Raw genomic sequence first — 26,720 nt, 5'->3', positions numbered from 1 at the left:
GCCTCAACTCAAAAGGCTAACGTTGTCATTTTCTACTGGCTACTTCTGCTGGAATGCCTGCATAGCCTCACGCCTAGCTTTACAAATTGAATCTCGTTGCGCATCTCGTGGGCCTACAGAAACCCGGTTTTTGTTCGACGCGGCGACAGGCTAAAACCGAGTTTCTCCCCCCACAACTCAAGCAGTTGTCTTTAACCTACAGAAACCCGGTTTTTATTCAAGGCCGGTGACCTGGGATTTATGCAGTATCTTTAATGGGAAATCGCGATGGAACATCGCGCATAACCCAGCGTTCTTCCGTTTTCCCTGCATGACAGAACCCGATAAGCCTTACCCCTTTGATACCGCTATCTACGTCGATCAGATGTCAGCCTTTCTGCGACTGCCGATTCCGCCGGAGTTGCGCGACGGAGTGATCGACAACCTAGAGCGGATTTGGGACATTGCCCAGCCAGTGATTGAATTTCCGCTGCCGGACGATCTTGAAGCTGCCCCTACCTTTGAACCATGACCCCATTTCCCAATGCAGCTAGCCTGACCCGCGCCATCTACCAGGGAGAGACAACAGCCCGCTCAGTTATAGAAGACACTTTGGCGCAAGTTGAGGCGAGGGACGGCACGCTGAACTGTTTTACGGCAGTGACGACAGAGGCAGCTCTGCAGCAGGCGACGCGGGTAGATGATGCGATCGCATCTGGCAAAGACCCCGGCCCTTTGGCAGGCGTTCCTTTCGCCGTCAAGAACCTGTACGACGTAGAGGGCATCGTCACCCTGGCAGGCTCCAAGATCAACCGCGAAAACTCTCCGGCCACCCAAGACGCCACCCTAGTCGCCCGGATGAAGGCAGCAGGAGCGATTTTGGTAGGGTCGCTGAACATGGATGAATATGCCTACGGCTTTGTCACCATCAACAGCCACGATGGGGCCACGCCCAACCCCCACGACCTCAGCCGCATGTCGGGTGGGTCTTCTGGCGGGTCGGCGGCAGCGGTGGCGGCGGGGCTTGTGCCTATCACCCTAGGCTCGGATACAAATGGCTCAATCCGGGTGCCTGCAGCTCTGTGCGGCATTTATGGGCTCAAGCCGACTTATGGGCGACTGTCCCGCAAGGGGTCATTCCTGTTTGTGTCTAGCCTTGACCATCTCGGCCCCTTTGCTCGCTCAGTGCGAGACTTAGCCGTTGCCTTTGACGTCATGCAGGGGCCTGATCCAGCGGACCCAGTGTGTACTGATCGCCCGGCTGATCTGGTAATGCAAGCGCTAAGCGAGGGCATTCAGGGGCTTCGCATTGCCGTAGCGGGCGATCACTTTGCTTTAGGGATGCAGTCTGAGGTCGCCGCAGGTCTAGAGAAGGTGGCTAAAGCGCTGCAGGTAAACGACACCGTGACGCTGCCAGAGGCGGCGCGGGCACGGGCGGCGGCTTTTATTCTTACCGCCTGCGAAGGCAGCCAACTCCATATAGATCGGCTTAGAACTCGGCCGATGGATTTTGATGTGGCGACGCGCGATCGCTTTTTGGCTGGAGCGCTCGTTCCCAGTGGCTGGTATATTCAGGCCCAGCGTTTTCGCCGCTGGTACCGCGACCGAATGCGGGACTTGTTTCAGTCAGTGGATGTGATTTTGGCCCCTACAGTGCCCTGTGTCGCCCCACCCCTTGATCAAACAACGCTGGAGATTGAAGGTAAACTGGTGCCCCTGCGGCCCAATCTAGGACTTTACACTCAGCCTTTATCTTTTATTGGTCTGCCCATTGTTTCGGTGCCGGTGCATCAGCCGGGCAAGCTGCCGGTGGGCATTCAGGTGATTGGTGCACCGTACCAGGAGGCGAAGGTGCTGCGGGTGGCGGCTTATCTGGAGAAACAAGGGATTACGACTGCGCCAATTGCCCAGCCCTAGACCGCTGTAGTCTCGCCCGTTATCTCTGAGTGGGTTTCTTCTACCCCAGAGTTAGTAGGCGATAGGGGAGTTGAGGCCATGCTTTCTAGGGCAGCTGTGACCATCTGCTCCACTAGGATTTCCGGCAAAGTGTCTGTGACAGCGGTTATGGGAGCGGCCTCTATCAAGGCCTGTTCTACCAGGGTTTCTGATGGAACGGCGACATTTGATGGGGGCTCTGGCGAACTTTCTACCGAGGCTGCTGCGCCAAAATCCTGATCGGAGCGAATGGTGCGGTAGCGGTCGTTGCGGATCCACTCGATGGTGCTTCGGATTTGTTGCGGCGGCTCGCCCAAGGTGGTCAGCAGGTGGGCGCTCAGCTCTAGAGCAGCTTCTAGCTCGGGCTGCACGACTTCCTTGGCTCCGATTTGGGTGAGTTCGTCTACTTCTTTGTTGCTGTGGGCACGGGCAATCACGTCTAATCCGGGCACGCAGGTTAGGGCGTGCTGCAGCAGTAGGCGGGTGCTAAGAGGATCAGGCAATGCGATCGCAAGCGCCTTTGCCGTTTCTAGATGCGTTTTCTCCAGCACCAGCTCCGAGTCGGCATCGCCAAAGACAAAGGGAATCTTATGCTGACGCAGCTCTTGCAGAGAAGCCTCACTGTTATCAACGACCAGCACCGAGTAGCCCCGTTTGAGCAGCAGGTTTACCAGCACTCGACCGACCCGACCATATCCAGCCACAATCACGTGATCTCGAATGCCATCCGGCACCGAAAGCTGCTGCGGGCCTTCAAAGCGTTTCAGGTACTGGCCCACCCCTGGCATAGCGGTCAGCGCATCGGCCACCCCAGGAGCCAAACTCATCCAAAGCGGCGTCAGCACCAGGGTGACAACGGTTGTGCCCAGCAGCACGGCTCGGGCCTGCTCGCCAATCAGGCCCATGTCGTAGCCAATCATGGCCAGCACAAAGGAAAACTCCCCAATCTGGTTAAGGCCAAAGCTGGCAAAAACCGCCGTTTTAAGCGAATAGCCTGACTGCAGCACCACAGGCAAAATGATCACCGCTTTGCCCACCATCACCAGCAACACCACCCCCAAAATGATGCCCAGATCTTCGGCCAGCAGTTCCGGGTCGATCAGCATACCGATGGAGACAAAAAATAGGCAGGCAAACGTATCTCGCAAGGGCAAAATTTTGCCCAGCGCCTGCTCGGAATACTCCACCTCGGAGATCATCAGTCCGGCGACAAAGGCCCCCATTTCAATGGATAGCCCCAGTTCATCGGTGACCCAGGCCACCGTTAGGCAAAGCACGACAATCGCCAGCAGAAACAGCTCATTGCTCTCGGTGGCAGCCACAATCTGCATAAAGCGGGGCACAATCCAGCGACCTAATGCGATCGCACCCGCAATAAACAGCGTGATCTTGGCAACTGCCAACCCCAAAGTCAGCCAGAAATTCTCAGGCTGGGTCAGCACCGGCAAAAAGGCCAAGATCAGCCCCAGAGCCAGATCTTGAGCAATCAAAATAGCCAGCATCACCTGACCATGGACGGTGCTGGTTTCCCCTCGCTCAGTCAAAGTCTTGAGCACCACCGCCGTCGAAGACAGAGACAGCACCAGCCCCAAAAAGACCCCCTGCAGCGGCGATGCCGCCCAACCCATAAGCAGCGTAATGCCCGCAACCAGCAGGGTCGTCAACCCCATCTGCAGCAGGCCGCCCTTGATGGCAATGTTGCGCACCCGCTTCAGTTCTGTTAGAGAAAACTCTACGCCCAGAGCAAATAGCAAAAAGGCCACGCCCACCTGGGCAAACGCCTGCACCTGCTCGACATCCGTTAGAAAGCCAACCCCAAAAGGCCCGACAATCAGGCCGCTAATGAGATAGCCCAGCAGAGCCGGTTGCTTAAGCCGACTGGCTATATAGCCCCCCAAGACAGAGGTACCCAGTGCCTTGGTCAAATCGATCATGAATGCGGTTTCAGCTACCATTCCGGACGCGCGCAGCAATGAGGAGTTAGTCTTTATTGTGACTGACTCTACTTAATATTGGCTTAACATTCTTGGGAATTGTTGGGAGAACTGGCAGGAGAGCTGGGAGACGCGTCCCCCATTCCCCTTTCTCCTTACGGCAATGGCTGAATCCGACCAGGCGGCCAGTAAATCTTGTAAGCCTTGCCCAGCACATTCTCTGTGGGCAAGAAGCCCCAAATGTGAGAGTCGCCGCTGAAGTTGCGGTTGTCTCCGAGTACGAACAGGTGCTCTGCTGGAACGCTCTGCGGCCCCCAACGGTAGCTAATGGGAAGTTCTAGGTAAGGTTCTATAAGCGCCTGTCCATTGACCCAGGCTTGGCCGTTTCGCACTTCGACCTGCTGGCCGGGCAGCCCCACCACTCGTTTGACCATAAGGCTGTCTGGCTGCACTAGGAGCCTTTCTACTGCTGCTTGAGTTACGCGAAACACGACAATATCGAAGGGTTGGGGCTGGTAACTGGGATCTTCTCGGACAAACAGCCGATCTCTGACCTGAAGCGTTGGCTGCATTGAATCGCTGGGCACGATGCACTGTTCTAAATAGTGGCCGATCAGGGGGGGCGTGAAGCCAATTAGCAGTCTTCCGGCCACCAGCCCGGCCAGAATGAGGGCGAGCAGGCTCCAGTCGCGAGCTTGCCGAGGCACCATGTGCCAGTAGATGTGGGCACAGGCAGCGGCCCAGATCAGGGGCGGCAGAAGCAGCAGACGGGGCTGAAAGTTGGCCTGAAAAGCTGTGTATGTGCCGATGATTAGAAAGAGCCCGCCAATGATCGCTTGCTGCCGGTAAAGGTGGCCTAGCCCCGGCAAAATTTGGCTGAGAAAAACGGCATACCAAGGGTCTTTAGGAGCTTCGGGGCCGAGGGTTAGCCGGACTGGGTCTGAGGTGATGGTTCGATAGGCATCTATCAGGCTGCCGAGGTAAATTCCGGCAATGGGCAGCAGCAGCCAGAGGCCAGTCAGAGTATTACCGTTGCCTGCAAAGATTGACCAAATTGAGAACCCTAGGAGGAGGAAAAATGCGATCGCAATGACCACCCCTTTAATGACCGCCCCACCATATATCTGACCCGCTCCCGGCATGACTACCGATAGGTTCACAGCGGCCCAGGGAGACCTGTAGGCAGGGGCACTGGTGTACACCTTTAGTCGGGAAGCAGCCATAGCAAAGAGTCAGGTGCGATTTCAGGCGATTTCATCCGCAAAGGATGTCTTTCTGCATTATGTCGTCGGTCGAAGCTGGCAGGGGTTAGATGGAGCTAGAGGTTCTATTTATTGAGGCTCTATCGAAAGGCGTAGAGCGAGCAACAGATCGGCTGAAGCGATATATGCCAAAGGTTTCGGCCCTCTCTCTTAGGGATGAAAAAAAGACTCTTCGCCGAAAATGCCTTAAAAACAGCGTTTTTTCGGGTTGAGCTAGCTGTAGTGGCTAATACATTTGGGCCTTCTAGGAAAGTAAACTCCCCCAATAGCAGGAGGGAGTATTCATGGAAGCTTCAATAAACTTCACACAATAGCTAGTAGATCCTGGAGGCGTTATGCGTATTTCTCTTCTTGCCCAAATTTCTAAACATGTTGCGGTTTTAGCCGGTTTGCTTGGAGCCGGTGCTCTAATCGGTATGCCTGCGATCGCACAAGAACTCGCCGAGACTCAGCGGTCGGGTTCTACCACTACTTTGGCGCAGTTACCCGGCGCGACCCCTTCCGGAACTCAGACTCCCGGTACGGTTCAAACGCCTGCTGATGGCACTCCCATTCCCGGCACGCCTGGTGCAGAAGATGACCTCACTGATACTCAAACGCCTGGCAACCAGGCTCCTGAAATTCGGACTCCTGGTCTAGAAACTCCCGGTGTGCAGACTCCCGTTTCCCCTGCTCCCGGCACCCAAACTCCCGGCAGCACGCTGCAAACTCCGGGTAACATCATTCAAGCTCCTGGCACTCAGACTCCTGGAACCACTCAGCCCCCCGGCAATCGGGTTCCCAGCGGCGTAATACAAACTCCAGGTACCACCAACCAGACCCCTGGCACTCAGACTCCAGGCACCACCAACCAAGCTCCAGGTCGGGTTCCCGGCGGCGCGATACAAACTCCGGGTACCACCAACCAAACCCCTGGAACTCAAACTCCAGGCACCACTAACCAAGCTCCAGGTCGGGTTCCCGGCGGCGCGATACAAACTCCGGGTACCACCAACCAAACCCCTGGAACTCAAACTCCAGGCACCACTAACCAAGCTCCAGGTCGGGTTCCCGGCGGCGCGATACAAACTCCGGGTACCACCAACCAAACTCCGGGTACTCAGACTCCGGGTACTACTAACCAAACCCCTGGAACTCAGACTCCAGGCACCACTAACCAAACCCCTGGTACTCAAACTCCAGGTACCACCAACCGAACCCCTAGCAATCAAACTCCAGGCAGCACGCTGCAAACTCCAGGTAACATCATTCAAACTCCGGGTACTCAAACTCCAGGCACCACCAATCAAACCCCTAGACCTAGCCAGACTCCCGGCACTCAAACCCCTGGAACTCGCACTCCTGGAACTCAAACCCCTGGCACCCAAGCTCCCGGCACTCAAACGCCTGGAGTTCAAACGCCCGGTACCCAGGCTCCTGGCACCCAAGCTCCTGGCGCTCAAACGCCTAGTGCTCCAGGGCAAGCTACTACTGCCGATAGCAACCTAGTAGACCTGGCCAGCGGCAACCAAAACTTCACAATCCTAGCTCAGGCAATTCGGGCAGCCGGTCTGCAAGAGACCTTAAGTGGTGAAGGTCCTTACACCGTCTTTGCTCCAACCAACGAGGCCTTTGCTAACCTGCCTGAAGGCGCACTAGAGTATCTGCTGCAGCCTAACAACCGGAACTTACTGCGGCAGGTGCTGACCTATCACGTCGCCCCTGAAGAAATCCGCAGTGGCGATATCGTCACAGGCGGCGTCACAACTCTAGGCGGTGGCCTATCTGTTAGAACTGGGGGCGACCGAGTTGTTGTTAACAACGCTAGCGTCGTTCAGGCCGACATCGAGGCCAGCAATGGCGTAATCCACGCAGTGAACCGGGTGCTGCTGCCCCGCGGCCTGCAAGATGCGTTAGCCGACCAGTTGGGCGTTGACTCCATCTACTAAGCCACTGATTGGGAACCTGGGATTAAGAAACCGGGTTTCCTTGGGGTAATGACATAGGCCGAGGCTGGGGAATAGAAACCCGGTTTCTGAGGCTAATGTGATCGCAACTTTCACCCAGGAAGTTGCGATTCGCTTTTCTTGAATCCCAACTAAGCGAGCGCCTAAACCCCTTCCCCTAACTCACCTACATCTCCAAAACTGCTTCCAAAAACGCCCACTTATCCGCCACTTCCTCAATCATCTTCGAGGTGGGCTTGCCTGCACCGTGGCCTGCCTTCGTCTCAATACGGATCAGCACTGGGGCGTCTCCCTGATGGGCTGCCTGCAGCGCTGCCGCAAATTTGAAGCTGTGCGCTGGCACGACTCGATCATCGTGGTCGGCAGTTGTGATCAGCGTAGCTGGGTAAGCCGTTCCAGGCTTGAGGTTGTGCAGAGGTGAGTAGGCATAGAGAGCCTTGAACTCCTCTGGATCTTGGGGCGAGCCGTAGTCAGACTCCCAGCCCCAGCCAATGGTGAACTGGTTAAACCGCAGCATGTCCATCACGCCAACGGCAGGAAGGGCAGCAGCAAAGAGGTCAGGTCGCTGAGTCATGCAGGCTCCCACTAGTAGGCCGCCGTTGCTGCCGCCCGCAATGGCCAGCTTTTGGGGCGAGGTGTACTGGTTTTCGACCAGCCACTCGGCAGCGGCAATGAAGTCATCGAAGACGTTTTGCTTATTGAGCTTGGTGCCAGCCAAGTGCCAGTCTTCGCCGTACTCGCCGCCGCCGCGCAGGTTGGGCATGGCATAGATGCCGCCCATCTCCATCCACACCAGATTGCTAACCGAGAAGGCCGGGGTCAGAGAAATGCTGAAGCCGCCGTAGCCGTAGAGCAGCGTTGGGTTGCTGCCGTCTAGCTCAATCCCCTGTTTGTGGGTGATGAACATGGGCACACGGGTGCCATCTTTGCTGGTGTAAAAAACTTGAGAGGTAGTGTAGTCGTCGGGGTTGAAGTCAACCTGGGGCTGGCGGAAGAGAGTGCTCTCCCCAGTGGTCATGTCGTAGCGGTAGATCGTGTTAGGGACGGTGAAGCTGGTGAAGCTGTAAAAGGTTTCGGTATCTTCCCGCCTGCCATCAAAGCCTCCGGCGGAGCCAATGCCCGGCAGCTCTACATCGCGGATAAGCTGGCCCTGCAGATCAAAAATGCGGATAGTCGTGTAAGCGTCTTTTAGATAGTCCACCACAAACTGATGGTTGAGAATGCCGACCTCCTGCATTGTCTCGTCCGTTTCGGGGATGATTTCGCGCCAGTTCTCCCGCTCTGGCTGGGTGATGTCGATGGCGATCAGCCGTCCTTTAGGAGCCTCTAGATCCGTGCGGAACCAGAAGAGGGAGCCTTCATTGTCGACAAAGCTAAATTCGGCTTCAAACTTCCAAATCAGCTCGATTACTGGATTGTTGGGGCTGCTCAAGTCTTTATAAAACAACAAATTGCGAGGGTCAGTGCCGCGCCAGATGGAGATGATTAGATAGCGGCCATCTTCAGTAACGCCGCCGTCAAAGCCCCACTCCTTTTCGTCGGGCCGCTCGTAGATCAGCACGTCTTCGGCCTGCGCGGTGCCGAGTCGATGGTAAAAGAGCTTTTGATAATAGTTAACTGACTCTAGCTTGGTAGTCTCGTCGGGTTCGTCGTAGCGGCTGTAGAAAAAGCCCTGGTGGTCGTGGGACCAAGAGACGCCCGAGAATTTGACCCACTTGAGATGGTCGGTTAGATCGACGCCAGAATCGATGCTGCGAACTCGCCACTCTACCCAGTCTGAGCCAGCGGTAGAGAGGCCATAGGCCAGGTGCTTGCCGTCTTCACTCACGGCCAGGCCGCCGAGGGCCACAGTGCCGTCTTCAGAGAGGGAGTTGGGGTCGAGCAGCACGCGAGCCTCGGCTTCTAGGCTGGGCTGGGTATAGAGGACGCTCTGGTTTTGCAATCCGTCATTCTTAAAGTAGAAGTACTGCCCGCCTTCCTTAAAGGGAATGCTGTAGCGCTCGTAGTTCCAGAGCTGAGTGAGGCGCTGGTTGATGCGATCGCGCCCCTTCAATCCCTCTAGAAAGCTAAAGGTGACCCGATTTTGGGCCTCGATCCACTGCTGGGCTTCGTCAGACTGGGGATTTTCCAGCCAGCGGTAGGGATCGGGCACTTCCAGACCGTGGTAGGTATCGACCTGATCGGCCTGGTGGCTGTCGGGATAGGCAAAAGAACTAGAAGCCATGGCGATTTCAGAGTGGGGGTTCCGTGGGTAGTCTACTGTCTCTAAGACTAAATCAGCCAGTTTCGCCGCTGCCCCTGGCGCACCGCGAACGGTACGCAGATCTTGGCGGATAGCCTCTAGCTTTTCGGGGTGGGTGAGGTAGTCGAGGGTGCGATCGCAAATCTGCTGCGGCGTTACTCGGCCAATCAGTTCTGGCACGACTTCCCGCTTGGCCCAGATGTTGGGCCAGGCAAACAGGCGTCCCTCTTTCAAGATCGTTCGCAGGGCTAGCCGGTTGATTAGTCTGGCAAACGGATTGCCCACCAGTGGCAGGTTAGCAATCAGCCCAGGAATGCCGTCCCAGGCTTTCATGGCATCTAGCTTTTGGGTCGGCAGCACCACCAGCATAGGAATGCCCAGCGACCCCAGTTCGGCGGTATTGGCCCCGATAGTGGTCAGACACAGGGTGAACTGGGCCATCAGATCATAGGCAGGCTGAGCCTGCCACAGATAGATCTCAGCGCCTCCAGGGGTCTTGAGCTTGGGCACTGGCCCCTCACGCACCAGCTCACCAGTTTTGCCCTCAACCATAGAAATGTAGGGATTTTGGCGGGCATCGGCGAAGGCGGCTAACGCCTCTAGCGACAGCATAGGCGCGACGGGGACAACGAAGCGAGCCTGGGGGCGGATGGCGTGGAGTTTGTCTGCGATCGCAAGAATCAGCGGCACGCCCAGATCCAGCTTGTCTTTCTTAGATCCCGGCATCATGCCAATTAGTTCGGTGCCAGGAGTCAGATCCAACCGATCCCGCACCGCCTGCATCTCTCGCGAGTCGAGATCGACATCGGCCATCAGGTCGCCCACCACCGCAAACTTATCGCGGTACTGGGGCGGGGCCTGCTCCGCAATCTCTGGCTTCATCGAGCCAAAGCGGTCAATCCAGCGGTGCCAGCGTGCATCCCATTCGGCATAAATGACGGTGCGATAGCCCAGCCGCCGCCCAATCACTACTGGGTAAAACTGGTCGCCGCCCAAAAACAGCACTACGCCCTCAGCGCGCCAGTCCCAGCGCTCAGCTGTTTTGCCTGTCAGCAGAAAGGGGAAAAAGTGCTCCACCGCCTGCACCCGATCTACCCCGGCAATGCTGCGGGCCATGTCGGCCTCCCGCCCAGAGGCATTGGCGCAGGGCGAGAGCACCACCGAAATTCGCACCTGGGCTGGGTCGGGCACGCGTCGCCGCAAGGCTCGAACGACGGGACGCACCCAGGTAGACACTTCCCCTGGGCCGTTGGAGAGGATCAAAATATCGAGGGGTCGAGCAGGAGCATCCGGCAAGGATGGGTCTAGCGAGGTCGTCTTGCTTTGAACCTCGGGATCGATCAGCATTTCGGGTTTCCTGTAATTTCCCTGCAAGGATTCTAGCGAGTCGAGCAGGTTAGCCTGCGATGTTTAGCTTCTCAGATTCCGGGTTAGTCGAGGTCGCCGTTTTAATCCCGCTAAATCTAAGGACAACAATCCCTGTGGCAGGGAGCACCCTACGCCAATCCTTCTGAGAAAGCTCCTCAAAAGGGGTAGAGAAGGACTTTTCTGAAGTAAATGATAAGAAACGTAACAATTTAGACCATTTGTTAACTTATGTTGCAGCTGCCAAATTGCGGTGTTAACGTCGGAGCAAGTCGCTGCAAATCCTGATTTGAGGAGGATTGACGCCATGAAAATCCCCGTTTCAAGCATTGCCCTGGGCGTCTGAGGCTCGCGTCTACGGTTCCACACCCATCAAAAACAACCGCTTGCAAGCCGGTTCACACTTGGGTTCATCAGCCCCCTTTCTCTACTTGGCTGAGTTACCCCTGACTCGACCGTTTCTCAGCAGACTGCAATTCTGCCTTTTTCATTTCCAGTTAAAGGCCCAGTTATTTTCGGCTCCGGCACGACTTTGATACGGTCTGCCCCTAGCCGACCCGCTGCGCCTAATTAGGAGGTTTTGACCATGAATTTTGAAGGAAAAACAGCTCTGGTCACCGGAGCATCTAGAGGCATTGGCCGTGCGATCGCACATGAACTGGCCCGACAAGGTGTTCAAAAAATCTTGCTGATCGCCCGCAACCCACAGCGTTTGGCAGACGTTGTTACCGAAATCGAATATCTCAATGCCGAAGCGATTGCGCTGTCCCTTGATCTAGCCGATCCCGTCAGCGTCAACGTCGCCATTGCCAACGCCTGGCGGCAGCACGGCCCCATTCACCTGCTAGTCAACTGCGCTGGAGTAGCTCACCAGGCTCCCTTCCTCAAAACTCGCCTGCCTCATGTGCAGACTGAAATTGCCACCAACCTGGTGGGGCTCTACACCATTACCCGACTGATCGCCCGCCGCATGGCCACCCGCCGCGAAGGGCACATCGTGAATGTCTCCAGCCTTATGGGCAAAGTCGCTGCTCCGACAATGGCTACCTATTCGGCTACCAAGTTCGCCATTCTCGGCTTTACTCAGGCGCTTCGCGGCGAGCTAGCCCCTTACAACGTCAAGGTTGCAGCCCTATTGCCCTCGCTGACCGACACCGACATGGTGAGAGACTTTCAGTGGTTTCGCTGGGTCAAGCCCGCCACCCCCGAACAAGTCGCCCAAGCCCTAATCCGGGGCCTGCACCGCGGTACGCCTGAAATTTTGGTGGACTGGCAAAGCCAGATGGCGCTTTGGTGCCAGCGCCTCTCGCCCTGGCTGCTAGACCGAGTGGTGCAGCAGGCTTCTCCACTACCCGACCGTCCACTGCCACTGAGATAACCAAATCAGATGCTCATTACGCTGGGGCCGTTAAATAGCTAGCCCTCTGCAAGGGGTCTTCGGGTTTACGCTGCTCTAGCCGGTAGAATCTACGTCGCCCCTTGCTTTTTGGGGGGCGACATCCTTAGCATTGCAGAGGACTTTGACGGCTGCTTCAGCTAGGACTGCAATGGACTTAACGGATCATATTCGAGAGATTCCCGACTTTCCTAAACCCGGCATTCTCTTTCGCGACATTACGCCCTTGCTGGCTCACCCAGAAGCGTTGTGCTACACGGTAGACCTGTTGGCAGAGCAAGTCGCCGACCTCAAGCCCGACTACATTGCCGGGATCGAGTCTCGGGGGTTTATTTTTGGGGTGCCGCTGGCCTACCGCATGAGTATTGGCTTTGCGCCGGTGCGCAAGCCGGGTAAGCTACCGGCGGCCACTCATACTGCCGAATACGCGCTGGAGTACGGCACCGACCGGCTAGAGCTGCACCAAGATGCCTTTCGTCCCGGCAGCCGAGTTTTGATTGTGGACGATTTGATTGCTACCGGAGGAACGGCGGCGGCAACGGTTAAACTGATTGAAAAAACCGGATCTGAGGTCGCAGGGTTTGGCTTCATTATTGAGCTAACTGGGTTAGCTGGCCGTGACAAGCTGCCCGACTTGCCCATCATCTCTCTGCTGCAGTACTAAGATCGTCCCATACGCCTACTGTCTTGGATGGATTTGGATGACTTCTAGCCCATCGACATCTAACAGCCAACAGTTTTCCGATGTCTGGAGTCGCTTTGTGGGAATTCTCACGGGCGATACCACGCTGTACATCGTGAAGCGTCTGCTACAGGCCTTGCTGACTTTATTGCTGGCCTCGGCTCTGAGCTTTTTTGTGATTCAGCTAGCGCCGGGCAACTTTTTGGATCAGTACCGGCAAAGTCCTCAGTTTTCGCCCGAAACGCTGCAGCAGCTAGAGCAGCAGTTTGGCCTAGATCGGCCGATCTGGGAGCAGTATTGGCGCTGGTTGACCCAAATCGTGACGCGAGGCAACTTTGGCATTAGCTTTGCCTACCAGCGACCTGTGCTAGACATGCTGTGGGAGCGGATCCCCAACACGCTGCTGCTGTCATTTGCATCGCTGGTGTTGACTTGGGCGATCGCAATTCCCCTAGGCATTATCGGGGCAGTCCATCAAAATCGCGGCGTCGATCGATTTCTTAGAGTGCTGAGCTACATGGGCCAGGGAATGCCGACCATCATTACCGGCCTACTGCTGCTGTACTTTGCCCAGCTGACTACCCCGCTGTTTCCAATTGGGGGGCGCACCAGCATTTACCACGCTGACCTGACTTGGTTTGGGCAGATCGTTGATGTGCTTTGGCACATGATTTTGCCGACGATTGCCCTGACCATTACCAGCTTTGCCGGGCTCCAGCGCATTACGCGGGGGCAGCTGCTAGACGTGCTGCGGCAGGACTACATTCAGACGGCGCGGGCTAAGGGCTTGCCCGAAAACCGAGTAATCTATGTCCATGCTCTGCGTAACGCCATTAACCCGCTGATCACGCTGCTAGGCTTTGAATTTGCTGGACTGCTGAGCGGCGCGTTTATTACCGAGACCTTCTTTAACTGGCCGGGCTTGGGTCGCCTAATTTTGCAGGCGGTCACGTCACAGGATCTTTATGTGGTGATGGCTAGCCTAATGATGGGTGCGACGCTGCTGATTATCGGCAACCTGCTGGCTGATTTGGCCCTCAGCTTTAGCGATCCACGCATTAAGCTGTCGGAAATGAACTGAGGAAACGATGTCCCAGCTTTATTACCTGTTGCGATCGCGTCTCGACGGCAGCTACCTCGCTGCTAAGCCCCGCCAGGCTGACCCAGACCCAGATAGGCCGCCTCCAGCAGGCTTTTTGCTGGTCTTTGCTGCCGATTACGATGCCCTGAGCTACCTCAATACCCACGCCCCCGATCTGGCCAGTAAGTTCTCGGTCGAAACGATAGCGGCCTCTCAGCTTCAGCCCGTTCTAGGCCGCTGGGGCTTTCAAGGCGTCGGCATGGTTTCTGAACCTATGCAACCCCAGGTGGAATTTTTCAAGCGGTCTGCCCCTGGATTTTGACGCTGGGTTCTGGCTCATCTGTCCCAACGTTAACTCTGAGCCAATTTCTCCCGCAAATGCAGTGCCGTTGCCGGAGCCAGCAACACACCGTTGCGGTAGTGCCCTGCAGTTACCCACACCTGGGGATGCCCCGGTAGTTGGGTAATCACAGGGGCTGGCTGACCTTGGGGCCGGGGCCGCAGGCCAAACCAGGTTTCAGTGACGGTGGCATCTGCCAGGGCAGGGCAAAATGCGATCGCACCCTGTCTCACCTCTTCCAGGCGCTCTTGTTCTAGCTTCAGGCCCAGCACCCAGTCAGGGTCAGTATCGGTGGGAAATTCAACGGTTGCCCCGATCCAGTAACTGCCTCCGCCCAGCGGCACCAGGTGAATATCATTGCCGTTAACCACGGGCTGAAAGTCGATCTGGCCCAACGGTGCTGCTAGCTTGAGCTGAAGTGCCTGCCCCAGTACTGGGCCAATGGGCACTGCCTGGTTGAGGGTTTGGGTGAGGGCACTGCTGCCGGTGCCCGAGGCCAGGATGACCGTGTCTGCCTCCAGACTACCCGCAGCCGTTTCAATCAGCAGAGAATGGCCGTTGTGAGGGCGAAGCCCAGTTACCTGCCGGTCAAAGTGAAAGCTCACGCCCTGCTGCCGAGCAGCTTCAACTAGGGCCAGCGTGAGGGCGGTCGGGTCGATCTGGCGGTCTTGGGGAGAGTAGATAGCGGCCGCTACGCCACTAAGATTGAGATAAGGACAGGCAGCCGCAATCTGGGCCGGGGGCCAGATCTCCAGCGGGTAGCCCTGGGTTTCTCGAATGTGCTGAAGCGACTCCCAGCGGGGCAGTTCTGCCGAATCAAAACACAAGCTGAGAATGCCCTGGCGGTTGAACGGGATGGAGCGGCCCAGCTTAGCTTCTAGTTCTGGGATCAGGGTTTCGTAGCGGCGCAGGCTGGTTTCGCGCAGCCGCCAGTTGCGCCCCTTAACTTTGTGGCTAATAATGCCCATTAAAACGCCCAAAGCAGCCCCAGTTGACCCTTGGGCCGGGGGCTGCTGATCGAGGACGCAAACTTCCAGCTCAGGGAGTTGGCTCAGTTCGTAGGCAATCATGGCCCCAATCACACCACAGCCGATAAGGGTGACTCGACTCATGGTTTGAGGGGCCTCGCAAACTTATCCGTTGCTGGGAACCAGGTTGAGAAAGGCATCGAAGTCATCTAGGGCGTTGCGGTACTCCTGACCCACAATCACTTGATTGCCTTCGGAGGCCGCCTGATCCATCCGCTCTAGGTGGACGTACACTTCCTTAGCCAGCTGCTTGGCCTGCTCTGCATCCTTGGGCAGCAGGGTTGCTGCCAAACGGTTCATCTGAAACCGCATTTCGCCCAGCGGCCCGTGGATAAAGCTGCTCACGTCTACCCAGTCCTTGTCCTGGATGTAGCCTTGCAGTTCGGGGAAACGATCGCGCAGATCGTTTACAGCCGGTGCGTAGATCTGGACTTTTTGTAGAATCTCAGGGGTGTAGGTGAGAGGTTGCTTAGGCGCAGCCCCACCGCAGCTCACGATAAAGGTTGCGATCGCAGCCAGAATTATGCCGAGAATTGGCCGAAATCGTGCCATAGGGTCTTAATTCCTCGTGTTGCTATGCTCGTTTTTGCCATCTGTTAAGAAAGCTTAAGAAAGCCGTCTGGCGATGCCGCCAAATCAGGCGTTTCCCGTCCAGTATTCTACGCTCCAATGGTCCTAATGGTAAGTAGGGGATTAGCGCCCTTGATCCGCTGCAGAGCGCCAAACCGCATCGGCCACTTGCAGCACATCATGCATTTCAGGGCCATCGTGAACCCGTAAAATGTCGGCTCCGCCTGCAATGGCAGCACAGCAGGCCGCCGCCGTACCCCAGACCCGCTGCTGAGGGTCTGGCTGATCCAGAATCCAGCCGATGAAGCGTTTGCGCGACGGGCCAACCAGCAGCGGGCAGCCCAGGCTGTGAAAGTCTCTAAGCCGCCTCAGCAGCTCCAAGTTTTGCGGATAGGTCTTAGCAAAACCAATTCCCGGATCGACGGCAATCATGCTGGGATTGACCCCAACTGCGATCGCATCGTTGATCTGATGCTGCAAAAATTCGGAGATGTCGCCAATCAGGTCATCGTAGTGGGTGTGCTGCATCATGGTGGCAGGCGTGCCGCGCATGTGCATCAAAATAATGGGCACACCCAAATCCGCCACAGTAGAGAGCATAGCTTTGTCGAAGGTACCGGCAGAGATGTCGTTGACGATATCGGCACCGGCCCGCACCGCCGCCCGCGCTACCTCAAAGCGAGTCGTGTCTACCGAAATAGGAACGGTGCGCACCACTTCATCTGAGTCGGCCCGAATGGCTTGAATCACAGGCACCACGCGGTTCAGTTCATCTGCCAAAGCAATTTCCTCGGCCCCAGGCCGGGTGGATTGGCCGCCTATATCAAGAATGTCGGTACCTGTTTTTGCGAGATGCCGCGCCTGGGCCAGGGCTGCCTCAACGCTGTTGAACTGCCCACCATCACTGAAGCTATCGGGCGTGACGTTGAGAATGCCCATTAGGTAGGTGCGGCTGCCCCAGTTGAAGGTGCGATCGCGAATTTTCCACGGACGGGGAAGAGTTTGAGTCGTCATATCTGAGAAAGTCCTAATAGCACTGCCTCTATTTTGCTGAGCACGCTGTGGCCATGATGCTAGCAGCCACATCTGTCAGTTTATTGAAGAATTAAAGAGGCTCTATATCCCTAGCTTAATGTCTGCCTCCCTAACTACCCACCTCCAGGTTGCAGAGACATCTCAATTTGTTTATGCCCCGCCCGACGCTGCCCGCAGCGCTCGCCGCATTTTGGTTAAACCTAACCTGGGCTATCCGGTCGGCCCCCCAGTTACCGTCAGCATGGAGGTGCTGCGGCGAGTTTTGCTCGGCTTGCGTCAGGTCAGTCCCCAGGCTGAGCTCCTGATTGTAGAGGGCGTTTGCTCCCCCGTTGCCTTTGAAAAAATCATGGCCAAAAACGGCCTATATGATCTGCTTGATCAGGGCATTCAGGTGCTAGATGCCGACACGCTAGACATGGTGGAGTACCCCAACCGCGCCACTACTCCCGCCCGCTTCAAATCCATGTGGGCACCCCAGATCTTGCAAGAAGTAGACTGCCGCATCTCGGTTGGGGCCTTTAAGCGCACCACCTTAAAAGGCGAGTTCCTCATCTCAGCCTCCCTCAAAAACCTTTATGGGCTGTTCCCTCGCGCCCGCTACAAAGCTCGCAGCAACAGCTCACGCGGCCAGCTACATCGCCCCTCAGTCCCGCTGGTCTTGCAAGACGTGTATTTCACTATCGGCCACCTGTTTGATGGGGCTGTGGTGGACTGTGACCAAAAGTTCGTCAGCCGCGACTGGAAGCCAGATCGGGGCGAAGCTATCCCCGTTGGCAAAGTGATTTGGGGCAATGATTTACTGACCGTGGACAGAGCTGCCTGTGAGGTAGCGGGGGAAGCGATCGCACCTTATCTGACAGCCATCCAAGAATTGCGCTAGTCGATAGCAAATTAAACCATAAGACAAGATCCCAGAGTTCTTCAGAGAACTCTGGGATCTCGCGGTGGAGATGCGATCGCACCTATTCCTTATCCTCATCAGGGACATAACGCAAAAAATCCCCGGGTTGCGCATCCAAGGCTCTACAAATAGCCTCTTGGGTTTCTTTAGAAGGGTAGGCCGTTGGATCGTTATAAAGCCTATAAATGGTGGCCTGAGGCAACCCTGTAGCCTTACACAACTCGTAGGCGTTCTTGCAACCCCTGGCTTTTGCAAATTCCGGTATGACGTTCACCATAGTCATCTCATGAGAGTATCACCCTGATGAGAGCATTACTTCAACTCAGTGGAGGCTTCCACTGAGTTGAAGTATCAGCTCAGTGGAGGTGCTATAAAACTCAAGCCCAGTCCTAGAGCGTGGAAACTTGGGGACTGGGCAGCTCACTAACGGAGTTAACACTATGATGACAGATGCAAAGCACACTACTGATTGTGTTGAGCCAGCTTTAACTGCTGCCCATCCTGAAGCAATACATCAACCTTTAATCGACTTGAGAGATCGCCCCTCTCCCGACATTCTGAGAGTGCTAGCAATCGGCTCTCCTCAAGTCGTAAATGACTGCGTAATGACGCTCTTTCGACTCGGTTACGCCCGCCCAGAAGAATGGTCAAGCCCATTGCCCTCAGTTAACCCAGGCGAGGTCATGCGAATCCTCACAAAACGGGTAATGTTGCCGGATTAAAGATAGAAACATGGGGTGCGTTGTCTAACGCACCCTCAGCTTTTGCGATATCTTTTTCTCGTTCTTTCCTCGCTCCAATGCTCCGCACTGGAATGCCCCACGGAGGCTTCTGCCTCCTTAAACTAGCAGCAGAGCCACTGGAATGGGTACCCAGGCAAACCAGCCAGGAACATCAATACAGTTCGTACTTCATCAGTTGGCAGGGCAACGAGCCGTTGTAAACCGGAAAGCGTTGCGACGACCTCAGCCCAATTGTACTGGCTAGCTCCTTATTACCGCTCAAGACAAACGCCGTCCAGCCCTTAAACCGCTGCTTCAAAACATTGCCTAGAAGCTTGTAAAACTGGCCTAAGTTTTCATCCCGGCCTAGCCGCTCCCCATAGGGCGGGTTGCACAGCAAAACGCCATGATCCGCCGGAGCTTCTACCGAGTCCAGTTCCTCTGAGGAAAACTTCACTAGATGACCCACCCCGCAGTTAAGAGCATTCGCACGGGCTTGGCGAATCACTTCGGGGTCGCGATCGCAACCCACAATCACCGCCTCTAGATCCTCCCGCTGGCTGTCTTCAGCCTCCTGCAGCAAGCCGTCCCATAGGTCGTCATCAAAATCAGGCCAGGTTTCAAAGCCAAACTGTTCGCGAAACAAGCCAGGGGCAACATTCAAAGCCTTCAGGCTAGCCTCCAGAGGCAAGGTGCCAGAGCCACAAAGCGGATCGAAGAAGGGCATATCCGGCTGCCAACCCGTTAGCTGAATTAGAGCAGCGGCTAGAGATTCTTTCAGCGGAGCTGCGCCAACCGCAGGCCGATAGCCCCGACGATGCAGACTGCTGCCAGAGCTATCGAGGCTGACGGTGCACTGGTCATGCTCCAGGTGAATATTGATCCGCACATCAGGCTGTTCCGTATCGACGCTGGAGCGCTCGCCAAACGCAGCCTGCTGCTGATCGACAATTGCATTTTTGACCTGTAGGGCCGTGAAGTGGGTGTGGTTAAGCTGACGGCTCTTGCCAGTGGCGGTAACAGCCAGGGTATGGGTTGGCGTTAGGTAGGGCTGCCAGTCGATTGTCCGGATACCCTGATAGAGATCTTCAGCCGTCTGACACGAAAATTCATCTAACTTCACCAAGACCCGGAAAGGCAGTCTGGCCCAAAGGTTCACTCGGTAGAGTAGGCTGCGATCGCCGCTAAAGCCCACCCCACAAAAACCAGGCTCTATAGCCTCTGCTCCTAGAGCCTCTAGCTCTTGTACAGCAAGGGGTTCAAGGCCGCGGGCAACCGTCGCAAAATACTGGCTCGACATGGGATCACAGATCAGGGGACACTTCTCTATTTAAGCCCTTTAAAGGAATTATCTCGGGGTAGAGCTTTGTTGAGGTCGGCGGGGTAATAATAAAATTTGAGGTGGTTCTCCCAAAGGTTAATTAAACAGCCTGGTACTGGAGGATAGCCATTTGCTGAGTTAATTTAGCAATATCTCCCTACGACCTGTCGAGTTCAAGAGGAAAAAACCATAGCCAAGCAACATCTGCTCAACCGACAAATCAAGGTTCCTCAAGTGTTGTTAATTGACCACGAAAACCAAAATCGCGGTCTAATCAACACACGTGAGGCACTACATATTGCTGAAGACGTCGGGCTTGACCTAGTCGTGGTCTCTGAAGGCAAGGATGTTCCGGTTGCCAAGATTTTGGACTACGGCAAATTCCAGTATCAACAGAATAAGCGACAGCGCCAGAGTTCTAAGCCCACGGTCAAGGAAGTTAAGCTGCGTCCCAACGTTGGGGCATCCGACTACAAGCTACGGATCGATCGAGCTGTCCAGTGGCTAGACAAAGGCGACTCGGTGAAATTCATGATTCACCTGCGGGGTCGGGAGCACCAGCACCGAGACCGTGCTGCAGAGTTGCTAGACCGAGTGGTTACTGATCTAGGCGACGCCGGTAAGGTGCAGTCTTTAGATAAGCGATCGCTCATGGTGCTGGTGACGCCAGGATAGGGCAGAGGGTTAAAAGGTATAGGGTTTAGGGTTTAGGGTGTAAGGTGCGTTCCTTATACCTTAAACCCTTCACCTTATACCCCTCCTACAGCTGACCAAACCCCTTTTTCTTCTTCTGCTTCTTCTGCTTTTTGCCTTGACCGCCAGGATTGCGGAAACCGGGTTGGGGGCCACCACCCATGCCGGGGAAGCCGCCACCCATGCCGGGGAGTCCACCGCCACCCATGCCAGGAAAACCGCCGCCCATACCAGGGAAGCCCATTTGGCCTGAGCCCATTTGCTGCATGAGCGATCGCATCTTCTGAAAATCGCTGACCAGCTTACTGACGTCTTTTTCACCGTGTCCGGAGCCAGAGGCAATGCGGCGACGGCGGCTAGGAGAGCCCGAGAGCAGTTCAGGGTTCTTGCGCTCTTCGCGGGTCATGGAGTTGATCATCGACTCCACGCGCTTGAGCTGCACTTCGCCCTGCTCCAGCATTTCGCTAGAAATCTTGTTGCCCATGCCGGGAATCAGCTTCATGATACCGCCCAGCGACCCCATGCTCTTCATCAGGCGGGTCTGCTTCAAGAAGTCATCGAAGTCAAACTTGGCCTGTAGAATTTTTTCCTGCATTTTTTCGACATCGGCAATGTCGACCGCTTCCTGGGCTTTTTCAACCAGGGTGAGCACGTCGCCCATGCCGAGAATGCGGGAGGCTAATCGGTCTGGGTAGAAGGGCTGCAGGGCCTCAACTTTTTCGCCGACGCCGACGAACTTGATCGGCTTGCCAGAGATCTGCCGCACCGACAGCGCCGCGCCACCCCGCGAATCGCCATCCATCTTGGTCAGAATGGCCCCAGTAATGCCGATCTCTTCATGGAAGGTGCGGGTCAGGTTGGCGGCTTCTTGGCCGGTCATGGCATCGACCACCAGCAGCACTTCATCGGGCTGAATGGCCTGCTTGATATTGGCCAATTCCGCCATCATGGTCGGGTCGATTTGCAGACGACCTGCCGTGTCTACGATGACGGTGTCTATGCCTGCTTCTTTGGCTTTGGCTACGCCTTCGCGGGCAATGTCTACCGGGTTAGCATCAGACCCCATTTCAAAGACGGGCACATCGATCTGCTTACCCAGGGTGACGAGCTGATCAATTGCCGCCGGTCGGTAGACGTCAGTAGCGACCAGCATAGTGGTGCGGTTGCTTTTGCGCAGGTGCAGCGCTAGTTTGGCCGAAGCTGTAGTCTTACCCGTGCCCTGCAAACCCGCCATGAGCACCACTGTGGGCTTGTTAGCAACATCGGCTAGGGGTTCGTTGGTCTCCCCCATGACCTTGACCAGCTCATCGTTAACAATCTTGATGAACTGCTGGGTTGGGTTGACCCCCGAGATGACCTCCGCGCCCAGTGCCTTTTCCTGGACGTCGTTGATAAAGTCTTTGACGACCTGGAGGTTGACATCGGCTTCTAGCAGGGCGCGACGAACTTCTCGCAGCGCCTCCTGCACGTTGGATTCACTAATTTTGTCCTGGCCGCGTAACGATTTCCAGGCCGACTCAAAACGCTCAGAAAGGGCTTCAAACATGGGTCAATCAGGGTGACTGCGAGAACACAAGTCCCCAGGGAAAATCCCTCCCTAGGGGGAAATGCTAAGTATGTTAGGCTCAAATTATCCATTGTAAAGGGTTTAGCCCATCCCGGTGGGGACAGGGGTATGGGCAGCTCAGGGGCTTCTACTGCTGCAGACTTGTTTTTTACACCTCAAAGCGGCTAGCCGTCACCGTTTCTTATGACTGCTGCCTGTGGGCACGACGCTGCATTCTTCGCAGAGTCGGGCACGCTGTAAAGAGGTGTTAAAGCAGGCAAGTTTGTAGGCCCTAAAGTTGCCCCCAGACGTCCTGTCAATAAGGTTTTGAAGGGTAGTTGACGATCATGGTGCAAGCGTTTTCCAATGGGGCGGACATGCGCAGGGCGGCCAACGTTCCTACGACAATAGAAGAGGAGCCCTGCCCGAGTTTGGAGCCGGCTGCTGCCCTGCAGGGAGCCGACTGGCTGGCTTTGATCGAGCAGCGCAGTCGACTTGCGATCGCACTACTCGAGGTCAAGAGCGATCGCGCCAGCGGCCAGCTGCAGCACTCGGTGCTGTTTGCCACAGAAACCTGTCGCCGACTGTTGGCCTATCCGCCTGGCACCACTACGCCCCTGCTGGAGCACCTATCGCCCACCGATCAAGCAGCACTGCTGCAGCGGCTGCGCCTGCAGATACTCAATGGGATTTTGCAGTACCACTATGGTGAGGTCAACCTAGTGGACGAAAGGTTGATGCGGGAGCCGGTGATTGTCAGCCTGAGAAAACCTGAGAGCGACCAAAAGCGGCAGCTTGAGCTACGGCTGCAGAGTGCCTTTCCCGGCGGCTCCCCACTCGAAACTCCGCTGATTCGCTCGATCAGCGATAGCCTGCTGAGCCGCCTGGGGGCCTGCTGGCCCGCCCCCCCCGATCGCCAAGGCGTAACGGCTCAGCTGCTCACCCCCGGTTCCCCCCTGGCCCTGCTGCTAGAGACGCTCGACCCCAAAGACTATGAAGCCAGCGGCTACCTGCTGTTGGAGGGGTGGAACGTGACCGAGCGGGAGCTAGCCAGTTCCCTGGTGCAGCTTTTGGTCAGCCGAGACTCGGTGCTAGAGCCCTTGAAGTTTGGTCGGGCCAATGCGCTGATGAAGCAGCTCTTTCGAGCCGATGGCAGCCTGATTCTGAGCGCTGAGAACGATCAGGTCACGCTATTTATGGGGCTAGAGAAGCCAGAGTGGGACGTGCAGACCTATCCGGTGCAGATGCTGCAGCAGTCTTCATTCTTTAACGGCAGCGGACGGGTGCTCAACATTCCCGACCTCAGCCTCAACTGCACGACCGACTGTGCGCGACATATTTTGGAAACTGGGGTGCGATCACTGCTGATCATTCCCCTGGTGATCAAGTCTGCAGCCCTCAAGGCCGAGTCGCGGCATCTGCTGGGCCTGGTGGGCGTTACCAGCCGCCACCCCTACGCCTTTACCCAGGTCGACTGTGACCAGGCTGCCCGGCTCATTCCGTCGCTGACAGCAGCGCTGCGCCATACGGTTCAAGACCGCTTTACCAACATTCATAGTGCGGTGCGGTGGCGGTTTGAGCAGGAGGCTGAGCGCCGTAGCTGGGGCCTACCGCCCGAACCGATTGTGTTTGAAAATGTCTATCCGCTGTACGGCATCTCGGATGTACGGGGTTCGTCGGAGGAGCGCAACCGGGCTATTCAGGCCGATCTGCTGACCCAGTTTCGATTGGCGCTGGCGGTGGTAGATGCCCTCTGCGAGAAAGGCGATAACGCCTTTGCTAGCCAGTTTCGGGTTGATTTGGTGGAGCACATTCAGGAGCTAGAGGGGGGCATTACAGTAGATGCCGAAGTAACGCTGGTGCGCTACCTGCAAGACACGCTAGAGGGTTACTTTGAGTTTTTTGCCAGCTGCAGCCCCACCGCCCGTCAGGCCGTAGAGGCTTACCAAGCTGCTCTCAATCCGGCACACGGCTGTGTGTATGCGGCCCGCGCCCTCTACGACCAGACCATCAATCAGATCAATCTGCTGTTGCGAGATACCTGGAATCGCTGGCAGCAGACTATGCAGGGCATTACCCGCCACTACTGCGATATTGAAGCGACCGACGGAATTGACCATATGATCTATGCGGGTCGCTCCATCGATCCTCAGTTCACGCCTTTTCACCTGCGCAGTCTGCGCTACGAGCAGATGCGGGCGGTCTGCGACTGCGCTCGCGCCGCCTCTACCCTCAAAGACAACAGCCATACCCATTTAGAAGTTACCCATCTAGTGCTGGTGCAGGCCGCAACCGTAGACATCACCCACGATGAAAACACTGAGCGGCTGTTTGATGTGCGGGGCACTCGTGACACTCGCTATGAAATTGTCAAAAAACGGATCGACAAAGCCTGCGAGGCCGAAACGCGCGATCGCATTACCCAACCCGGTATGTTAACGGTGGTCTACTCCACCGAAGAAGAGTGGCAGGAGTACCAGCAGTATCTACGCTATCTGCACCGAGAAGGCTGGGTCGAGTCCACCATCATTCAGGGCAATGTAGAGCCGATGCAGGGCGTTAGTGGCCTAAAGTTTGCCAGGGTCAAAGTGTTGCCTGAGGGACTAGTTAGCTAGCACAATGCGATCGCGCCCCGTGTGCTTAGCCTGGTAAAGCGCCCCATCTGCTCTGCCTATCAGAATCTCTGGGCTGCTGCTTGGGGTCGGCACACAGGCTGCCACCCCCAGACTCAGCGTGACAAACGCCTCAATTTGAGATCCGGCATGGGGAATGCAGCGGCTGCGGACAGCTATGCGCATATCTTCTGCCACGATTTCAGCCCCGGCCAGGTCAGTTCCCGGCAGGATTACGACAAATTCTTCACCGCCGTAGCGGGCCAGCAGGTCAGCAGGTCGCTTGATGCTGCGGCTCAAGGTTCGCGCCACCCGCCGCAGACAGCCATCGCCTGCTTGGTGGCCGTAGATATCGTTGAAGTTTTTGAAGTAGTCGATATCGCACATAATCAGCGATAGGGGGGCCTGTTCACGGGTCAGTCGCCGCCATTCCTGGTTGAGGTACTGCTCAAAGCAGCGACGGTTGGCAACTTGAGTCAGCCCGTCTAGAAAGGCGATTTTTTTGAGCTGTTCGTTGGCCTGCCTCAGGTCGTGATTGAGCCTCGCTTGCTGAATGGCAATGCTGACCTGAGTCGAGAGGTTCTGTAGCAAGCGCACATCTGCTGTCTGCCAGAGCCGGGGGCGATCGCACTGATGCACTACCAGCAGTCCCCAAAGCGTTTCGTCCTGGAGGAGGGGCACGACCACCTCCGCCTGAATGCCAAAATACTCTAGAAACTGGAGCTGGTCAGGCTGAAGCTTTTGGGTGTGAATATTGTCTACCGCCAGCCCCCGACCCTGTCGATAAAAGTTGAGATATTTCTCGTTCACTGACCAAGGATCACGCAGGGTCCACTCCATCATGGAGGGGTATTTGGGGTCGAGCGACTCTTTGATGACTTGGCCGCTCATCACCGGACTGCACTGCAGAATAATGACCCGATCCGCCTCAATGAACTGGCGTACGGACGTCACCGTCTGCTCCAAAATGCTGTCTAGGTCTAGCAGCTGGCGGATGCGCTGGGCCAGTTCGCCAATAATTCGCTCACGCTGAACCTGGCGCTGCAGTTCGGCCTCCGCCCGCTTGTGATCAGTGATGTCTAGCGTGACTCCGGCCAGCCGCACGGGTCGCTTGTTTTGGGCAAAGACCCGGCCTCGGCTAGAGAGCCACCGCAACGAGCCATCGCGACGGATAATGCGAAACTCCAGGTCGTAGCGCTGGCAGGACTGAATCACGTTCTCTAGGGTTTGGCGGGTGCGATCGCAATCCTCCCCATGCACCATACTCAGAAACGTCTCAAAGCGCCCGTCAAACTCTCCTGCAGCCAGCCCAAACAGCCGCTCCTGCCCCTCAGACCAGACCATCATGCCATTGGTCAAATCCCAATCCCAGGTACCCGTACAGGCTCCCTCTAGGGCAATTCGTAACCGTTCCTCCCGCTCTTGCAGGCCCTTGTCCGGCAGGCACAAAGGCGGTCTCTCTTGCCCCGCAATAGGTAGCGGCACATGGGCGGCAACCCGTAGATTTAGGGGATGCAGTCCCTGGCGGGTCAAAATGCCAACTGGATGACGGGCCTGGTTCACAACCGGCAGCCAGTCAACGGTGCCCACTTGAAACAGATCCTGGGCCTGCCGCTCAAGGTCGGCGGAGGGCTTGACGACAGCATCAGATATAGGTACCGCAACCTGACCCACCAGAGTCAGAGACAAGTCTAGATTCTCGGCTGCGGCCTGGGCCGCCTGCTGGTAGGTGAAGAGGGATGGCTGCGGCCTACCTTGAACCAGCGCATAGGCACGATTAGCGGCAACCATCTGGTGGAGCACCTCAGCAACAGGCATTTGGGCAGGGGCTTCGACAGGCGTTGGGTCGATAGTCAGCGCCTGCTGAAAAGATCTGCAGCAGCAGGTGTCAAACAAAAGGTCTTCAGAGCCTGTCACTATAGTTAGCCACCGGGAGGGATTGTGGATCTGCTATTGCCAAGGGTTAGCACTATCTAGAGATATTCTTCAGAGTTCCCGGTGGTTACGGAGCAGCGCCAAGCAATCAATCTGATTTAACGTGAGGTTAAGAGGCCCGCAGCGTACCTGTCGGAGCCGGGGTCTAGAGGATAACACCGCACTGGCAGGCTCGGTTAAGCCGTAAGCTAAAGT

General features: G+C 56.3%; 21 protein-coding genes. 11 read left to right on the top strand and 10 right to left on the bottom strand.

The window, feature by feature from the left end; all coding sequences use genetic code 11:
• Positions 1-310 precede the first annotated feature (310 nt).
• Both H6G13_RS29505 and H6G13_RS17085 read left to right on the top strand, forming a co-directional pair.
• Positions 311-511: an AtzG-like protein gene (locus tag H6G13_RS29505; protein ID WP_190484883.1), complete on the top strand. Its 201-nt coding sequence runs from the start codon at positions 311-313 to the stop codon at positions 509-511.
• On the top strand, positions 508-1,896 hold the full coding sequence (locus tag H6G13_RS17085; protein ID WP_190484881.1) for an AtzE family amidohydrolase: 1,389 nt from the start codon (positions 508-510) through the stop codon (positions 1,894-1,896). Before H6G13_RS29505 ends, H6G13_RS17085 begins: the two co-directional genes overlap by 4 nt.
• On the opposite strand, the gene H6G13_RS17080 is transcribed toward H6G13_RS17085, so the two are convergent.
• Together H6G13_RS17080 and lepB are read right to left on the bottom strand one after the other, a co-directional pair.
• A complete protein-coding gene (locus H6G13_RS17080) occupies positions 1,893-3,869 on the bottom strand; it encodes a cation:proton antiporter (RefSeq protein ID WP_190484879.1) in 1,977 nt (658 codons plus the stop codon). The two genes, H6G13_RS17085 and H6G13_RS17080, sit on opposite strands and share 4 nt — an antisense overlap.
• 134 nt (positions 3,870-4,003) lie before the next feature.
• A complete protein-coding gene (lepB, locus tag H6G13_RS17075; RefSeq protein ID WP_190484877.1) occupies positions 4,004-5,071 on the bottom strand; it encodes a signal peptidase I in 1,068 nt (355 codons plus the stop codon).
• 374 nt (positions 5,072-5,445) lie between these two features.
• On the opposite strand from lepB, the gene H6G13_RS17070 reads away from it, so the two are divergent.
• The gene (locus H6G13_RS17070; protein WP_242028373.1) at positions 5,446-7,038 is read left to right on the top strand and encodes a fasciclin domain-containing protein; all 1,593 of its coding nucleotides are present in this window, start codon (positions 5,446-5,448) and stop codon (positions 7,036-7,038) included.
• Positions 7,039-7,222: 184 nt separating this feature from the next.
• On the opposite strand, the gene H6G13_RS17065 is transcribed toward H6G13_RS17070, so the two are convergent.
• A complete protein-coding gene (locus tag H6G13_RS17065; RefSeq protein WP_190484953.1) occupies positions 7,223-9,280 on the bottom strand; it encodes a prolyl oligopeptidase family serine peptidase in 2,058 nt (685 codons plus the stop codon).
• 1,969 nt (positions 9,281-11,249) lie between these two features.
• Here H6G13_RS17065 and H6G13_RS17060 point away from each other — a divergent pair.
• From H6G13_RS17060 to H6G13_RS17045, 4 genes are all read left to right on the top strand, one after another.
• The gene (locus tag H6G13_RS17060; RefSeq protein WP_190484875.1) at positions 11,250-12,041 is read left to right on the top strand and encodes an SDR family NAD(P)-dependent oxidoreductase; all 792 of its coding nucleotides are present in this window, start codon (positions 11,250-11,252) and stop codon (positions 12,039-12,041) included.
• Positions 12,042-12,210: 169 nt separating this feature from the next.
• Complete coding sequence (locus H6G13_RS17055; RefSeq protein ID WP_190484873.1) at positions 12,211-12,723, top strand: adenine phosphoribosyltransferase; 513 nt, start codon at positions 12,211-12,213, stop codon at positions 12,721-12,723.
• Positions 12,724-12,760: 37 nt separating this feature from the next.
• On the top strand, positions 12,761-13,822 hold the full coding sequence (locus tag H6G13_RS17050) for an ABC transporter permease (RefSeq protein WP_190484871.1): 1,062 nt from the start codon (positions 12,761-12,763) through the stop codon (positions 13,820-13,822).
• A gap of 7 nt (positions 13,823-13,829) precedes the next feature.
• Complete coding sequence (locus H6G13_RS17045; RefSeq protein ID WP_190484869.1) at positions 13,830-14,144, top strand: hypothetical protein; 315 nt, start codon at positions 13,830-13,832, stop codon at positions 14,142-14,144.
• A 29-nt stretch (positions 14,145-14,173) separates the two neighbouring features.
• On the opposite strand, the gene H6G13_RS17040 is transcribed toward H6G13_RS17045, so the two are convergent.
• From H6G13_RS17040 to folP, 3 genes are all read right to left on the bottom strand, one after another.
• Positions 14,174-15,274 carry an FAD-dependent oxidoreductase gene (locus H6G13_RS17040; protein ID WP_190484867.1) on the bottom strand — a complete coding sequence of 367 codons (1,101 nt, stop codon included), beginning with the start codon at positions 15,272-15,274 and terminating at the stop codon, positions 14,174-14,176.
• Positions 15,275-15,295: 21 nt separating this feature from the next.
• Positions 15,296-15,742: a photosystem II protein PsbQ gene (psbQ, locus tag H6G13_RS17035; RefSeq protein ID WP_190484865.1), complete on the bottom strand. Its 447-nt coding sequence runs from the start codon at positions 15,740-15,742 to the stop codon at positions 15,296-15,298.
• Between the two features lie 141 nt (positions 15,743-15,883).
• A complete protein-coding gene (gene folP, locus H6G13_RS17030) occupies positions 15,884-16,774 on the bottom strand; it encodes a dihydropteroate synthase (protein ID WP_190484863.1) in 891 nt (296 codons plus the stop codon).
• A 118-nt stretch (positions 16,775-16,892) separates the two neighbouring features.
• Between folP and H6G13_RS17025 the strand changes: the two genes are divergently transcribed.
• Positions 16,893-17,675: a DUF362 domain-containing protein gene (locus H6G13_RS17025; protein ID WP_190484861.1), complete on the top strand. Its 783-nt coding sequence runs from the start codon at positions 16,893-16,895 to the stop codon at positions 17,673-17,675.
• Between the two features lie 82 nt (positions 17,676-17,757).
• On the opposite strand, the gene H6G13_RS17020 is transcribed toward H6G13_RS17025, so the two are convergent.
• Entirely contained in the window at positions 17,758-17,973 is a 216-nt protein-coding gene (locus H6G13_RS17020; protein WP_190484859.1) for a helix-turn-helix transcriptional regulator, read from the bottom strand.
• Between the two features lie 163 nt (positions 17,974-18,136).
• On the opposite strand from H6G13_RS17020, the gene H6G13_RS17015 reads away from it, so the two are divergent.
• A complete protein-coding gene (locus tag H6G13_RS17015; protein WP_190484856.1) occupies positions 18,137-18,418 on the top strand; it encodes a hypothetical protein in 282 nt (93 codons plus the stop codon).
• 172 nt (positions 18,419-18,590) lie between these two features.
• On the opposite strand, the gene H6G13_RS17010 is transcribed toward H6G13_RS17015, so the two are convergent.
• A complete protein-coding gene (locus H6G13_RS17010; protein ID WP_190484854.1) occupies positions 18,591-19,718 on the bottom strand; it encodes a THUMP domain-containing protein in 1,128 nt (375 codons plus the stop codon).
• 210 nt (positions 19,719-19,928) lie between these two features.
• Here H6G13_RS17010 and infC point away from each other — a divergent pair, with 210 nt between their 5' ends.
• Positions 19,929-20,414, top strand: a complete 486-nt coding sequence (gene infC / locus H6G13_RS17005; protein WP_190484950.1) for a translation initiation factor IF-3 — start codon at positions 19,929-19,931, stop codon at positions 20,412-20,414.
• A gap of 85 nt (positions 20,415-20,499) precedes the next feature.
• Here infC and ffh read toward each other — a convergent pair whose 3' ends face one another.
• Positions 20,500-21,978, bottom strand: a complete 1,479-nt coding sequence (gene ffh / locus H6G13_RS17000) for a signal recognition particle protein (protein WP_190484852.1) — start codon at positions 21,976-21,978, stop codon at positions 20,500-20,502.
• 347 nt (positions 21,979-22,325) lie between these two features.
• Between ffh and H6G13_RS16995 the strand changes: the two genes are divergently transcribed.
• A complete protein-coding gene (locus tag H6G13_RS16995; RefSeq protein WP_190484850.1) occupies positions 22,326-24,593 on the top strand; it encodes a GAF domain-containing protein in 2,268 nt (755 codons plus the stop codon).
• Here the strand turns inward: H6G13_RS16995 and H6G13_RS16990 are convergent.
• Positions 24,582-26,507, bottom strand: coding sequence for a diguanylate cyclase (locus H6G13_RS16990; RefSeq protein ID WP_190484848.1), 1,926 nt, complete (start codon positions 26,505-26,507; stop codon positions 24,582-24,584). The genes H6G13_RS16995 and H6G13_RS16990 overlap by 12 nt on opposite strands.
• Positions 26,508-26,720 lie beyond the last annotated feature (213 nt).

This window comes from Pseudanabaena sp. FACHB-2040 (assembly GCF_014696715.1).
In the GTDB taxonomy this organism is placed as follows: domain Bacteria; phylum Cyanobacteriota; class Cyanobacteriia; order Phormidesmidales; family Phormidesmidaceae; genus JACVSF01.
The sequence above is the reverse complement of the archived record's forward strand: the minus strand, read 5'-3'. Positions and strand labels throughout refer to the sequence as shown.

What these genes read in the sequence shown, in the direction of transcription:
- H6G13_RS17065 (WP_190484953.1), bottom strand. Translation starts at nt 9,280, where the DNA reads ATGGCTTCTAGTTCTTTTGCCTATCCCGACAGCCACCAGGCCGATCAG.
- H6G13_RS17040 (WP_190484867.1), bottom strand. Translation starts at nt 15,274, where the DNA reads ATGAGTCGAGTCACCCTTATCGGCTGTGGTGTGATTGGGGCCATGATT.
- H6G13_RS16995 (WP_190484850.1), top strand. Translation starts at nt 22,326, where the DNA reads ATGGTGCAAGCGTTTTCCAATGGGGCGGACATGCGCAGGGCGGCCAAC.
- H6G13_RS17055 (WP_190484873.1), top strand. Translation starts at nt 12,211, where the DNA reads ATGGACTTAACGGATCATATTCGAGAGATTCCCGACTTTCCTAAACCC.
- psbQ (WP_190484865.1), bottom strand. Translation starts at nt 15,742, where the DNA reads ATGGCACGATTTCGGCCAATTCTCGGCATAATTCTGGCTGCGATCGCA.
- H6G13_RS17045 (WP_190484869.1), top strand. Translation starts at nt 13,830, where the DNA reads ATGTCCCAGCTTTATTACCTGTTGCGATCGCGTCTCGACGGCAGCTAC.
- folP (WP_190484863.1), bottom strand. Translation starts at nt 16,774, where the DNA reads ATGACGACTCAAACTCTTCCCCGTCCGTGGAAAATTCGCGATCGCACC.
- lepB (WP_190484877.1), bottom strand. Translation starts at nt 5,071, where the DNA reads ATGGCTGCTTCCCGACTAAAGGTGTACACCAGTGCCCCTGCCTACAGG.
- H6G13_RS17070 (WP_242028373.1), top strand. Translation starts at nt 5,446, where the DNA reads ATGCGTATTTCTCTTCTTGCCCAAATTTCTAAACATGTTGCGGTTTTA.
- H6G13_RS17080 (WP_190484879.1), bottom strand. Translation starts at nt 3,869, where the DNA reads ATGGTAGCTGAAACCGCATTCATGATCGATTTGACCAAGGCACTGGGT.
- H6G13_RS29505 (WP_190484883.1), top strand. Translation starts at nt 311, where the DNA reads ATGACAGAACCCGATAAGCCTTACCCCTTTGATACCGCTATCTACGTC.
- ffh (WP_190484852.1), bottom strand. Translation starts at nt 21,978, where the DNA reads ATGTTTGAAGCCCTTTCTGAGCGTTTTGAGTCGGCCTGGAAATCGTTA.
- H6G13_RS17060 (WP_190484875.1), top strand. Translation starts at nt 11,250, where the DNA reads ATGAATTTTGAAGGAAAAACAGCTCTGGTCACCGGAGCATCTAGAGGC.
- H6G13_RS17025 (WP_190484861.1), top strand. Translation starts at nt 16,893, where the DNA reads ATGTCTGCCTCCCTAACTACCCACCTCCAGGTTGCAGAGACATCTCAA.
- H6G13_RS17015 (WP_190484856.1), top strand. Translation starts at nt 18,137, where the DNA reads ATGATGACAGATGCAAAGCACACTACTGATTGTGTTGAGCCAGCTTTA.
- H6G13_RS17010 (WP_190484854.1), bottom strand. Translation starts at nt 19,718, where the DNA reads ATGTCGAGCCAGTATTTTGCGACGGTTGCCCGCGGCCTTGAACCCCTT.
- H6G13_RS17020 (WP_190484859.1), bottom strand. Translation starts at nt 17,973, where the DNA reads ATGGTGAACGTCATACCGGAATTTGCAAAAGCCAGGGGTTGCAAGAAC.
- H6G13_RS17050 (WP_190484871.1), top strand. Translation starts at nt 12,761, where the DNA reads ATGACTTCTAGCCCATCGACATCTAACAGCCAACAGTTTTCCGATGTC.
- H6G13_RS17085 (WP_190484881.1), top strand. Translation starts at nt 508, where the DNA reads ATGACCCCATTTCCCAATGCAGCTAGCCTGACCCGCGCCATCTACCAG.